Origin of the sequence: Longitalea arenae, from assembly GCF_016924755.1 — a bacterium.
GTDB classification, from domain to species: Bacteria; Bacteroidota; Bacteroidia; order Chitinophagales; family Chitinophagaceae; genus Niastella; species Niastella arenae.
The window spans coordinates 76,582-90,007 of record NZ_JAFFJX010000002.1 but is presented as its reverse complement, the minus strand read 5'-3'; the positions used below and the strand labels follow the sequence as shown (position 1 = coordinate 90,007).

Genomic DNA, 13,426 nt, shown 5'->3' with positions numbered 1-13,426 from the left:
AATGTTATGAATACACGTGTTTGTGCCATCGTAGTGACCTTTAACCGGCTTGAAACATTAAAAACAGCTATAGCACATGTACTGGCGCAGGTAGTAAAGCCGGCAGAGATCGTTATAGTTGATAACAACAGTACAGACGGTACGCAGGAATACCTGCGGTCGCTGCAGGGGGAGAATAATATTCATTGCATTTTCATGGAAAGTAATACAGGGTCTGCCGGCGCTATTTCAAAAGGAATGACGTATGGACTGGCGAAAAATACCTTTGATTATTTCTGGATAATGGATGATGATACTTTCTATGCACCCAATGCTCTTAAAGATCTTATTGAGAATATCGAGGAAACACCATTCGTGATGTTGGGATTGCATGGCGCTAATTTCCGCATGGGCAAAAAGGTGAAGGTTAAACCGAACATCAAATTGCAGGAGGCTGAATACGCCATGATCGACGGCGCTATTATTAAAGCCGATGTGGTTAGAAGGATCGGCACCGTGTGTGAAGACTTTTTTATGATGTGCGATGATCATGAATATTCGATCAGGATCAGGAAAAATGGATTCAGGCTTGGCGTGCTGAAGAACGGAGCAGATGATCGCCGGCTACTGGGCGGCGGTGAACAATTCACCAAAACCACTTTATGGCGTGGGTATTATTCTGCACGAAATCATACGTTCATAATAAAGAAGCATTTTTCCTTGCCGGAATTCATTGCTTATGTTTATCACCAGGCTAAATTGCTCATCATTACCGCCATACTGGCGCCTGACCGATATCAGCGGGTGAAATTCAGATTGATGGGTTTATGGCATGGGATCAAGGATATGGGCGGAAGAACACTGGACCCCGATACCCTGGAATTTGTTACAGACGAAAAAGCCAGTCGGGAAGCTGAAAAATTCAAGAGCCCGGAACCGGGTTACATCAATGCAGGCAAAGCAGTGGTAACTTCCAAATAAATTCAACCCACACCAAACAGGGATTGTACAAGATGCAAACGGACACTATTACTGATAAGACCATAAAAAGCGTGAAGGGTATAAACAAGGGTAACGATCATCGAAAGTTTAAAGTATTATTTGTTATTGATACCCTCGAGACCGGTGGTGCGGAGCAAAGTCTTTTTGCCAACGCGATCCGATTTAAGAACATGCAGCCGGTAGTTTGCCACTTATATGCCGGTGAGCACTTAAAACAACGGTTTGTTGACCATGGCATAACAGTGCATTCGGTAGGATTAAAAAAGAAATACGGGTTCCCGCAGGCTTATAAGCAATTGAAGGCAATCGTTCAGCAGGAACAACCGGATATTATAGTCGCTTATTTAACGCGCTCAGAGCTGGTCGCGCGCCTGGTGGGACGCTTCCATCATATTCCCGTAATAGGTAATTTTGTAAGTGATCTCTATTCCGATGCTTATAATTCCGCACTTTCATGGAAGGCAAAAATGATCGTGTCGTTCTTCAAGTGGGCGAACCGGTCGACAGCGCGGTTTTGTAAAGGTTTTTTGGCGATCACAGAGGCCGTGAAGCAATCGAATGCAAAGGAATTGGGCATTGCAAGCGATAAGATCAAAGTAATAGGCAGAGGCCGCGATAGTAAAGTATACCGGTTCCAGGTTCCGCAGACATTCGCCGGCAAACCACCCCGGTTTTTAAACGTAGGCAGGCTGGTGCCGGTGAAAGGCCAGCGCGACCTGATCCTGGCGTTTAAGGATTTTTTGCCAACATGCCCGCAGGCTGTTCTTCATATAGCCGGCGATGGTCCCATGAAAGGATCATTATCGACGCTCATCAATGAGCTTGGGTTGCAGAACAATGTAGTGCTGTTAGGTAACCGCAGCGATGTGCCATCGCTTATTAACGAGTACGATTGTTTTGTTTTTGCTTCACACAGTGAAGGGTTTGGCGGCGCCATCCTGGAAGCGATGTTCTCTGGCTTGCCGGTGCTTGTGAGTGATATTCCCGTTCACCAGGAATTGGTCACCCATATGCAAACAGGTTACTGCTTCAAGACCGGGTCTGTGCAAAGTATAACGCAGGCTTTATTGTGGTACTACAGTAATGTAACTGTGGCCAATGGGATGGCGGTAAAAGCAAATGAGCATGCTCGGCAACATTTTGAGTTGTCGGCAATTGCCGCGAAAATGGAAGATTATTTACTCAACATGATCATTACAAAAAATTGACAATACTTCATCTGGTTCAGAAACCCCAATTGCGCGGGGCTGAAATGTTTGCCGCACAGCTGGCTACCCATATCAATGCAAGAGGGCATAAAGCAATCATAGTATTCGTTTTTCCCGGTAAAGCAACTCTGCCTTTTACCGGCATAACAAAACACCTGAACGGATCGCCGAAAAAGCGCTTCTGGGACCTTAAAGCCTGGCGTAAGCTGGCGCAGATCATCAAAGAAGAAAAACCGGATATTATTCAGGCCAATGCAGGCGATACTTTAAAGTATGCTGTGTTATCCAAATTGTTTTACAGATGGAAACAGCCTATCGTTTTCCGCAATGCCAGTACCATCAGCCTCTACATAAAAACGGCTTCGGCCAAAATGCTGAATGGCTTTTTCTTCCGTTACGCCAGCAGGATCGTTTCGGTAAGCAAAACATCCGCAACTGATTTTGCGAAATTGTTTCCACAGTACCAGGAAAACATTGTAACAGTACCCATTGGTATAGAAGAAACAAATTTTCGTGCCACTGAAGAAAATGTGTTAGAACAGGCGTCTAAACCGGCGCTGGTGCATGTGGGTGGGTTTACATACGAAAAAAACCATGTTCGTTTATTGGAGATCTTCGAAGGAATACAGAAAGAGCAACCAGGCGCCAGTTTACACTTTGTTGGCAGCGGGCCTTTGCAGGGCCAGATAGAAGAGCTGGTTAAACAAAAAGGACTCTCCCACAAAGTGCATTTTTATGGTTTCAGGAACGATGCGATGCAGTTTATAAAAAATGCAGATGTACTGCTGCTGCCGAGCATTATTGAAGGCCTGCCCGGGGTGATCCTGGAAGCATTTTATTGTAAAACACCGGTGGTCGCTTACGACGTAGGTGGTATTGGCGAAGTGGTCATTAACAATAAGACCGGCTACCTGGTGCCAAAGGGCGATGAGGCGTTGTTTGTGAAAAGCGTTTTGACTGCGCTGCAGGATACGCAAACCAATCAGCAGCTGGTGCAAAATGCCTGGAACATGGTGATGAATGATTACCTGAACACCGGCATTGCCGGTAAATTCCTGGAAGTATATCATTCAATAAAAAAACTGAGCGCATAACCCTTGCGTATACTTAACCGCCGAACAACTTAATACATGGATACCTTGAACAAAACATATATCCGTCAATTGTACCAGGAAAAAGAACCTATTCCCGTATTACACATTATTAAATCCCTGGGCCGCGGGGGCGCAGAGATGTTACTGCCCGAAACCTTACGCCAGCATGATAAACAACAGTTTAAATTTCACTATATCTACTTCCTTCCCTGGAAGAACCAGATGGTGTCGGCAATAGAAAAAGAAGGAGGAACGGTAGCCTGTATTGCAGCAAAGAACAATGCCTCTATATTGCTGGCGGTGCGCAAGATCGCTGCTTATGTACGGAAACATAATATTCAACTGATCCACTGCCACCTTCCCTGGGCCGGCATGGCTGGCCGTTTGGCAGGCCGGCTCACCGGTGTACCGGTTGTTTATACCGAGCATAATAAATGGGAGCGCTATCATAAGCTTACCTATTACATGAACAAGCTCAGTTTTTCGAACCAGCAGCAAGTGATAGCTGTTTCTGCAGAAGTAGCCAATTCCATTAAAATAAATTATGGCAAGGCAAAGCCGCCTGTACAGGTCGTTGCCAACGGTGCTGACACAGCCAAGTATGCGCGCTCAGCATCTGTTGACAGGGATATTCGCAAAGAGCTGAATATTCCTGCGAATGCCACAGTGATCGGTATTACCTGTGTGTTCAGGGCGCAAAAGCGGTTAGGCGTCTGGCTGGAAATTGCACAGGCGCTGCATGCAAAACGCCCCGATACCTTTTTTATCATTGTAGGCGACGGCCCTTTGCGCGATGAGATCCATGCAAAAGCAAAAGCATTAGGTACAGATCAATATGTGTTTTTTGCCGGTTTGCAGGCGGAGACCCGCCCCTACTTTACAGCAATGGATATGTTCATGATGAGCTCGGAATTTGAAGGATTGCCGATTGCCCTGCTCGAAGCGATGAGTATGAATTGCGTACCGGTATGTACGGCTGCCGGTGGTATTCCCGAAGTTATTCAGGATGGAGTAAATGGCTTGCTGGTGCCGGTTCAGCAACCCATGCAGCTGGTTCACCGGTTAGCGGAATTACTGCAGCAGCCCGGGGAAGTAGCGCGTATGAAAACGGAGGCCCGCGAAACGGTTATCAAGTCATTCAGCATGAAAAAAATGGTGACCGAACTCGAAACGATATATAACGATTTGATCAAAAAATAAAAATAGGACTGTGATAGGCGGAATACTCTTGGTGATCCTGTTTTTTGTGGTATCCATTCCGATGCTGCAAGCAATGAAACGGCGTATGCCCTGGTTTCAGGTTGGGTTAATGAAAAACCTGTACTGGTTCCATACGCTGTTTACGATCATTTATTATGTTTTTCAGCTGTTCTCCGCATCTGATTCGCAGGAGTATTTCCATCGCACACAAACGCAGTATTATACCTGGTTCAGTGCTTATGGTACCGGAACCCCTTTCATTGATTTTGTAGCTTATCCTTTTGTCAACTACCTCGGCTTCAGCTTTGAGATGATGTATGCCATATTTGCCTGGATGGGTTACTGGGGTTTCGTTTACTTTTATGTGTACATAAAAGAGAATACCAAATTCAGGCATAAGTTCATGGGCATCGACCTGATCACTTTGCTGATCTTTCTGCCAAATATGCATTTCTGGACAGTATCGCTTGGCAAAGGATCGATCATCTTCTTTGGGTTGGGCATGGTAATGTATGGGCTTAGCCGGTTAAAAACCCGCAAGCTGCATTTGATCATGGGCCTGCTGATCATTTATCATGTACGCCCGCACGTATTTTTATTCATGGCGGTAGGTATTGTAGTGGGTATGTTCACCGGCCGCCAGAAAGTACCCTTATACCAAAAGCTGTTGGTGTTTGTGGGCAGTCTTGCAGCGCTGGTCCTGTTGTACGATAAGATCATGGCCTTTGCGCAAATTGACGGTGATAATGTGATGGAAAGTTTCAACCAGTTTTCTTCCGTGCGGGCCTATGAACTATCCAAAGCCGGATCGGGTATAGATATTTCGAATTATCCGCTGGTGCTAAAATTGTTCACCTTCTGGTTCCGGCCATTGTTTGTAGACTCGCCGGGCGCTATGGGACTGGTAGTTTCTTTTGAAAATTTGCTCTATCTCGCCTTAACTGCAAAGCTGTTCCAGAAAGGATTTATAAAATTTTTGAGAAAGGGGTCGGCGCTGTTAAAAACAAGCGCAGTTTCCTTCCTGGCTTCTTCCATTGCTTTGTCGAGTACTATGTCAAATATGGGCATCATCATCCGGCAAAAAAGTATGATCATGTACTTCCTGCTGTTTGTGATCGTTATGTTCCTCGATTATAAAAAAGAATTAAAGATCATGAAACGGCGGCGGGCCTTGCAAAACCGCGAAACGCCAGCTCTGCCGGCTAAGCAGGTGCGGCTGGCTGTTACCAGACCTTAAGAAATTATACATTGAAAAATTAAACCCTAAGATCTCAGTTTTTTAATCATTATTTATGCAAAGTATTTTCACCATTTCACTGGATTTTGAACTACACTGGGGGGTATTGGACAAAAGAGACCGGCTGGCACGTGAAGCATGTTATAAAAATACATTACGCGCAGTTCCGCAAATGCTGGAATTGTTTGCCAAATATGATGCACACGTAACATGGGCTACGGTAGGTAGCCTGTTTGCAGGTGATCAGGAGGAGTGGGAAACATTGGCTCCTTCCATTGAGCCCGACTATGTTCAGGAAAACTATTCAGCCTATAAATGGGTTCGGCAACATGGCATGCCATCGCAGTACAAATGGGCGCATTTTGCGCCCGAAGAAGTGGCAATGATCATGGAGTATCCGGGGCAGGAACTGGCCACGCATACCTTCAGCCATTATTACTGCCTGGAACAGCAACGGGAGAAGATGGCCTTTGATGCCGATCTGAAAGCAGCTGTTGCGGCAGCCAGAAAGTTCAATGCATCCATGCGTTCGCTGGTCTTTCCACGCAACCAGTTCAATCCCGATTACCTGAAAGTTTGCTACGACAATGGCATCAAGACCGTTCGTACCAATCCATCAGGATGGTTCTGGTCGCCGGTTACCGATGGCGGCGCCGGTTTATTGCGCAGGGCATTCCGTACTGCAGATGCGTATATGCAGGTAGGTGGTATAAGAACTTCTTATCCCTTAAGTGATATAAAAGTTATTGCAGGTGAGCCGCTGCAATTACCTGCGAGCAGGTTCTTACGGCCCTGGAGCCCGAACTCTGAGCTGGCCAATAAAATGAGACTGCGCAGGTCATGCCAGGAGATCCGCATAGCCGCGCAGCGTAAAGAAGTGTATCATTTATGGTGGCACCCCGAAAACTTCGGTGACCACCCCGAGCAGAATTTGAAAAGCCTGGAAGTGCTTTTACAGGAATATAGAAGGTGCAAAGAGAAATATGGAATGACGAGCTGGAATATGGGTGAGTATGATACCTATTTGCGTGGAAGCAAAGAAGAGAAAGTGGTAAAACAAAACGCCATGGTACTGCAATAACGCGGTGGTGGATATGAACTCAGCCGGTGAAAACCCGGCTGAGTACCGAACATCGGACTGTTAAAACAGTTCCATGTCGCCTAAGGAATAGCCCCAGTTTTTAATGTCCAATAGATCGGGAAATTGCTCATTCATATTCAGATCTCTTACTGTTACAATGGGACCACGGTTTTGAACAGGTATCAATCCCATCCAGTTAAGCGCAGATCTGTATGATTGGTACTGCTGTCCTGAAAATGAAATGACCTGTATTTTATTTTTTTTGCAGTAGGGTAGAATGGCCTTGCTTATCCGGGAGTTGATGCGCCTGTCTGAAGAACTATTGTTGAATAAGATGCAGTCTACCAGGCGCAGCTCTCTGGTAAATGAATGTGATTTGATCCTTCCAATGAGCAGGAAGTTCTCATGGTCGGTAAAATAATTATACCTGAACAGCGGGTTGTCGGCATAACGCCAGCGGATGTACTCCGCAGAAAGTACGGTCTGCAATTGATCATCGTTGCTGCCGGCATACCGGTTCATCAGCTCGAATACTTTTGGTTCCCACTGTTGAACGGGCGTAGGATCTTCAGCAACCGGAGCGGTTTTCCCTTTTTTAAATGCCACGGCCAGGGCCAGTGCTACCGGGTTGGGTACTTTGAATTTTAAGGGCATCCTGCCTTGTTGAACCCAGCCCATTTTTAAATAGCCGGGGCGGCTTTGATCATTGGGGGTATTGAATACGAAATGAACGCCCTGCTGTTTACACAGTTCCAATTGTTGCAGGGTCAGCTTCTTAAAAATGCCTTTACCCTGGTGAGCAGGGTGGGTGGCTGTATCAACCGCACGAATGGCCTTATACAGTTTGCCTTTCCATTTCCATTGCCATTGCATGAAAGCCCTTAAGCCGATGATGGTATCGTTTTCTTCGGCCAGCAGCACAAAGGAAGCGCCGAAAGGATTCTGCTCATGTTTCCAGGTCCACAGTGCTTCTGACTTTGGAATAAGTCCTTCACCCAGCGATTTTTTCAACAGATCTATCATGGCTGGTTTGTCCTGGGGGGTTGCGGGTCGTATTTGCATGGTTGTGAATTATAAGTAATTGAAACGCTGAACGCATTGATTATTTGCGATACCAATAAAAACAATTGGGCGCAGATTGTAAAATAAAATACAATATTTTTTCCTTATCAAGAATTTGCAGTTGCATAAAGGTACAATATGAAATCATCACATAAGCTGATCCGGATAACCACCGTACCTGTATCATTAAGTGTGTTGCTGAAAGATCAGTTACGGTATATGTCCGATCATTTTGAAGTGCTCGCCGTTTCGTCACCAGATAAAATGCTGGAACAGGTGGGTGTTCGCGAAGGCGTAAGAACCGCGCCGGTTACTATGACCCGGGCCATTACACCCGTACAGGATGTAAAAGCATTATGGAAATTATACCGGTTACTGAAAAAAGAAAAGCCGGCCATTGTGCATACCCATACACCCAAGGCCGGGTTACTGGGTATGATTGCCGGGCGCATGGCGGGCGTACCGGTTCGCATGCATACCGTAGCCGGTTTGCCTTTAATGGAAAATACCGGGGTGAAAAGGAAAGTGCTCGATTTCGTAGAACGGCTCACCTATAGTTGCGCCACACATGTTTATCCCAATTCCAAACAACTGGCGGGTTTTATTCTGGAGAACCGGTTCTGCAAGCAGCAAAAAATGAAAGTGCTGGGCAATGGCAGCAGCAACGGCATCAATACCCGGTTTTTTAAACCGGCTGAAGAATTGGAAAAAACAGCGGATGCACTGAGAAAAAAATACGGACTCACGGATAAGCACTTTGTATTTGTATTTGTAGGCCGGCTGGTAAAAGACAAAGGCATTGATGAGCTGGTAGAAGCGTTCAGTGCACTCAGGCAAAAACATCCGCATATTAAATTATTACTGGTTGGTCCCTACGAACCGGAATTAGACCCGCTGGCGCCGGTTACCAGGAAGATCATTGAAACAGATCAGTTAATTATACATGCCGGATTTCAACAGGATATCAGGCCTTTTTTAATGATCAGCCAGGCATTGGCTTTCCCTTCGTACCGCGAAGGTTTTCCCAATGTGCCCATGCAGGCGGGCTGTTTTAACCTGCCTGCTATTGTAACGGATATCAATGGCTGTAATGAGATCATTGAAGATGGTAAGAACGGTTTGATCATTCCGGCCAAAGATGTACCTCAGTTGCAGAAGGCCATGGAGCGGCTGTTGACGGATAAGGCTTTATATGAAACCCTGCAGTCAAACGCGAGGAAGATGATCGTAGACCGCTACGAACAAAAATATCTTTGGGAACTGTTATTGAAAGAATACCAAGACCAGTTAAAAGCTCATGCAAGTGTATCGTAATTTTTTAAAACGGCTGATTGACCTTATAGTAAGCCTGGTTGCCTTTTGCTTACTGTTGCCTTTATTTATAATCGTTACTATTTTATTGTTTTTTGCCAACCATGGCAAGCCTTTTTTCGTTCAGCCGCGGCCTGGTAAAGACGGTCGCATATTCAAGCTGATTAAGTTCAAGACCATGAACGATAAAAAGGATGCGAACGGGCACTTGTTACCAGATGCGGAACGCCTGACTGCTGTAGGCAGCTTTATCAGGAAAACCTCACTTGATGAAATTCCGCAATTGATCAACGTCATTAAAGGTGAAATGAGCCTCATTGGTCCCCGTCCTTTGCTGGTTGAGTATTTACCTTTATATAATGACAAACAAAAAAGAAGGCACGAAGTGCGCCCGGGTATCACAGGTTGGGCGCAGGTGAATGGTCGTAATACAATAGGGTGGAAAGAAAAATTTGATCTGGATGTATGGTATGTAGATAATGTAAATCCTGCACTGGATTTGAAAATTATTTTATTTACTGCAATGAAGGTGGTTAAGCGTGAAGGGGTTAGTCAGCAGGGGCACGCTACCATGACAAAATTTGATGGAAATTAAAAACATTGATTGATTATGATTCGTTTTTCACCACCTTATATGGACGCCGATATCATTGGGGAAGTGACCAGTATCTTGGAAAGCGGCTGGCTTACTACCGGCCCTGCTACGCAGCAGCTCGAGAAGGAGACGGCATCTTATTGCAATATAGATCATGTGCTTGCTGTTAATTCCGCTACCTCGGGTATGATGCTTATGCTGCATTGGTACGGCATAACTAAAGGTGATGAAGTGATTGTGCCGGTTTATACCTATTGCGCTACCGCCCTGGCGGTGATGCATGTGGGCGCAAAACCGGTGATGGTGGATGTTGGCAGGGATTTCAATATAGATTGCCAGAAAATAAAAGCCGCTATTACCAAAAGAACAAAGGCAATCATTGCGGTTGATTTTGCCGGCTGGCCCTGCGATTATGATGCTATTTATAACATGGTGAATGAGGAAGAAGTGCAAAAGAAATTCCAGCCAGCAACGGAAACACAGCGCCAGCTCGGTAGGATTATGATCATGGACGATGCGGCCCATGCGCTGGGAGCAACGTATAAAAAGAAGCCAATAGGCTCATGTGCCGATGTAACGGTGTTTTCATTACATGCCGTGAAAAACATCACTTCCGCTGAAGGCGGCCTCATTGCCCTGAATATGCCTGCTCCTTTCAATAATGGCGAAGTGTATAAGACGCTTCGCGTGTGGAGCCTGAACGGGCAAACCAAAGATGCTTTTACAAAAACGAAGGCCGGCGGCTGGCAATATGATGTCATTTATCCGGGCTTCAAAATGAATATGCCTGATGTGCTGGCGGCGGTTGCACTGGCGCAGCTCAAAAAATATGAGAACCAATTGCTGGTCGACAGAAAAAGGGTTTTCGATTATTATACAAATGTTTTCTCGCAATATGACTGGGCTATTTGTCCGCCCTACCAGCAGCCAGGCTGCACTTCCTCCTATCATTTATATCCATTGCGCATAAAGGATATTACAGAGGAAGAACGGAATAAGATCATAGAAAATATTGCGGCCAGGTCGGTTGCCGTGAACGTACATTTCATGCCTTTGCCGATGCTTACCGTTTTCAGGCAGGCAGGATATAATATAAATGATTTCCCTTCGGCTTATAATTTATACAGCAACGAGATCTCTCTTCCCATTTATCCGCAATTGACCAATGACGAATGTAAAACGGTAACCGAGGCAGTTATTGGGTCGGTGAAACAATTACATCCGCTAAAAGCCTTGCGTAACTCTATGCGGATTCCCGAGCAGCAAACACTGTTGAGCGGTGATATATAATTAATGCAAATACAAGCTCGTATTACCTGCATATTTATTATCTTGCGGCACCAAATTTAAGTGTGTATTTTACATGACAGTTTGGTGCCTTCATAATATACCTAAACCCTGTATTGCTGAAGGTTCAGATGCTCCCTTCGGATGCCCTATAATTTATGTCGCATAATCGGATCATTTTATTTGGCGCAAGCGGACACGGAAAAGTGATCTGTGAGATATTGGAAGCCCAGGGCCGCATTCCCTATGGATTAATTGATGATAATCCACTGGTAACCTCATTACTGGAATATCCTGTATACAATACGTTGCAGCAGGCAGGGGTTAGAGCCGGTGATCAGTTTATTATTTCTATCGGTAAGAACAGCATTCGAAAAACGGTTGCCGCCACGAAATTACAGGCTATGTCATTTGCCAGTGCCATTCATCCAGCTGCAGTTATCTCACCGCGCAGTTCTCTAGGTGCGGGCAGCGTGGTAATGGCGAATGTTACTGTGAATTCGGATAGTCATATAGGGAAACATGTCATTCTGAATACAAATTGTTCCATTGATCACGATTGCATAATCGAAGATCTTGTACATGTTTCGCCCAACGCTGCCCTGGCCGGTAACGTAAGGGTGGGGGAAGGAACGCATATTGGTATTGGTGCTGCTGTTATTCCCGGTGTTCGTATAGGCAGGTGGGTAACAATTGGGGCGGGAGCCGTGATCATTCGCGATATACCTGATCATGCAGTAGTGGTAGGTAATCCGGGCAGAATAATAAAAGTGAACGAGCCCTGATCCTCATCTTAAATTATGTTGCGGTTAATTATACGATGATCTGTTTGCCGAACTTGGTTTATCTGTGAAAGCATTATAATTTGCTCAAATAAGTCGCATTCAATGAAAGAGAAAATTTGGTTGTCCTCGCCTCACATGGGAGAAAAAGAAATGGTGTATGTTCAGGAAGCATTTGCTACCAATTGGATCGCACCGCTGGGACCCAATGTAAACGGCCTTGAACACGATCTGGAAGTATTTTTAGGGAATAATGTACATGTGGCAGCATTGAGCGCTGGTACTGCGGCTATACATCTGGCATTGGTTATCCTGGGTATAAAAGCCGGTGACGAAGTGATCTGCCAGTCGATGACCTTTTCCGCTTCAGCCAATCCTATTGCCTACCAGGGAGCTTCACCTGTATTTGTTGACAGTGAAGAAACTACCTGGAATATGTCGCCTGAATGTCTTGAAGAGGCCATCCAGGATCGCATTAAACTGGGCAAAAAACCGAAAGCGATCATTGTCGTGCATTTATATGGTATGCCGGCAAAGATGAATGAGATCATGGCCATTGCCCGCCGGTATGGGATCCCTGTGATCGAAGATGCAGCAGAGGCATTGGGTTCAACCTATAAGGGTCAGGCAGTAGGTACTTTTGGTGATATTGGCATTCTTTCATTTAATGGCAACAAGATCATAACTACTTCGGGTGGCGGTGCGCTTATTTCTGCCAATGCCGACTATGTTAAGCAGGCCCGTTTTCTGGCAACCCAGGCGCGGGATCATGCACCGCATTACCAGCATTCGCATATTGGTTACAATTACCGCATGAGCAATGTGAGTGCAGGTATTGGCCGTGGACAAATGGAAGTGCTGCCGCAGCGCGTAGCACAACGCCGTTATAATTTCGATTTTTATAAAAAAGCCCTGGGTGATATAAAAGGAATTCAGTTTATAGCAGACCCGGGAAATGATTTTTATTCCAATCACTGGTTAACGACCATATTAGTTGATAGCAACGATTATTCAAGGATCGATATTCAAAATCATCTTCATGAAGATAATATCGAATGCAGGCCACTGTGGAAGCCGATGCATATGCAGCCGGTATTTGCGCAGGCCGCCTATTATGGTAATGGTGTAAGTGAACGTTTGTTTGAGCAGGGACTGTGTTTGCCATCAGGCTCTAATTTGACTGACGTGGAGTTGAACAGGGTGGTAGAGCGGATAAGGGAAGTGGTGAATATGAAAAAAACGATTAAAAATATTGCTAGTGATCCGATTTCATTGTAACTTTCGCCTGATTTCCGTCAGTCTTTTTGTTCCTATGAATATCCTCCATTAAGAATAGAGCATCTTTCCAATAATTTCCAATAAATGTCCGCGAAAAAAGGATACTAACGTCCTGAAGCATCCGACTTATCCTTTGAAATGTCCTCCTTTTCAAATCCATCATTTCCACTTATTATTTTAATCTTCCATACATCGATATCCTTGTATAAAGCCATATATATGTTGTTGGTTTTGTGTTAATCCTTTGAACTTCCTGCTGTTTACAATCCATTTTCTGTGCTTAGTTCAAGTGCCTGATCCATATTTCCTG

12 protein-coding genes are annotated in these 13,426 nt (G+C 45.2%); 11 read left to right on the top strand and 1 reads right to left on the bottom strand.

Annotated elements, in window-relative coordinates:
- Window positions 1-6 precede the first annotated feature (6 nt).
- Genes JT717_RS05400 through JT717_RS05375 form a run of 6 tightly spaced genes read left to right on the top strand, consistent with a single transcriptional unit; the run spans window position 7 to window position 6,801 of the window.
- Complete coding sequence (locus tag JT717_RS05400) at window positions 7-960, top strand: glycosyltransferase (protein WP_205509183.1); 954 nt, start codon at window positions 7-9, stop codon at window positions 958-960.
- Window positions 961-992: 32 nt separating this feature from the next.
- Window positions 993-2,189, top strand: coding sequence for a glycosyltransferase family 4 protein (locus JT717_RS05395; RefSeq protein WP_205509182.1), 1,197 nt, complete (start codon window positions 993-995; stop codon window positions 2,187-2,189).
- Entirely contained in the window at window positions 2,186-3,283 is a 1,098-nt protein-coding gene (locus JT717_RS05390) for a glycosyltransferase (protein ID WP_205509181.1), read from the top strand. The genes JT717_RS05395 and JT717_RS05390 overlap by 4 nt, the downstream gene beginning before the upstream one ends.
- Window positions 3,284-3,319: 36 nt before the next feature.
- Window positions 3,320-4,483: a glycosyltransferase gene (locus tag JT717_RS05385; protein WP_205509180.1), complete on the top strand. Its 1,164-nt coding sequence runs from the start codon at window positions 3,320-3,322 to the stop codon at window positions 4,481-4,483.
- Window positions 4,484-4,493: 10 nt separating this feature from the next.
- Window positions 4,494-5,720: a hypothetical protein gene (locus JT717_RS05380; RefSeq protein WP_205509179.1), complete on the top strand. Its 1,227-nt coding sequence runs from the start codon at window positions 4,494-4,496 to the stop codon at window positions 5,718-5,720.
- Between the two features lie 55 nt (window positions 5,721-5,775).
- On the top strand, window positions 5,776-6,801 hold the full coding sequence (locus tag JT717_RS05375) for a polysaccharide deacetylase family protein (RefSeq protein WP_205509178.1): 1,026 nt from the start codon (window positions 5,776-5,778) through the stop codon (window positions 6,799-6,801).
- 60 nt (window positions 6,802-6,861) lie between these two features.
- Here the strand turns inward: JT717_RS05375 and JT717_RS05370 are convergent, their stop codons facing one another.
- Window positions 6,862-7,863 (bottom strand): GNAT family N-acetyltransferase, encoded by a 1,002-nt coding sequence (locus tag JT717_RS05370; RefSeq protein ID WP_205509177.1) that lies wholly within the window; start codon window positions 7,861-7,863, stop codon window positions 6,862-6,864.
- A gap of 138 nt (window positions 7,864-8,001) precedes the next feature.
- Between JT717_RS05370 and JT717_RS05365 the strand changes: the two genes are divergently transcribed.
- From JT717_RS05365 to JT717_RS05345, 5 genes are all read left to right on the top strand, one after another.
- Window positions 8,002-9,177, top strand: coding sequence for a glycosyltransferase family 4 protein (locus tag JT717_RS05365; RefSeq protein WP_205509176.1), 1,176 nt, complete (start codon window positions 8,002-8,004; stop codon window positions 9,175-9,177).
- Entirely contained in the window at window positions 9,161-9,769 is a 609-nt protein-coding gene (locus tag JT717_RS05360) for a sugar transferase (RefSeq protein WP_240347851.1), read from the top strand. The genes JT717_RS05365 and JT717_RS05360 overlap by 17 nt, the downstream gene beginning before the upstream one ends.
- A gap of 15 nt (window positions 9,770-9,784) precedes the next feature.
- Window positions 9,785-11,059 (top strand): DegT/DnrJ/EryC1/StrS family aminotransferase, encoded by a 1,275-nt coding sequence (locus tag JT717_RS05355; RefSeq protein WP_205509174.1) that lies wholly within the window; start codon window positions 9,785-9,787, stop codon window positions 11,057-11,059.
- A 155-nt stretch (window positions 11,060-11,214) separates the two neighbouring features.
- Window positions 11,215-11,841: an acetyltransferase gene (locus JT717_RS05350; RefSeq protein ID WP_205509173.1), complete on the top strand. Its 627-nt coding sequence runs from the start codon at window positions 11,215-11,217 to the stop codon at window positions 11,839-11,841.
- 102 nt (window positions 11,842-11,943) lie between these two features.
- Window positions 11,944-13,116, top strand: coding sequence for a DegT/DnrJ/EryC1/StrS family aminotransferase (locus JT717_RS05345; RefSeq protein WP_205509172.1), 1,173 nt, complete (start codon window positions 11,944-11,946; stop codon window positions 13,114-13,116).
- Window positions 13,117-13,426 lie beyond the last annotated feature (310 nt).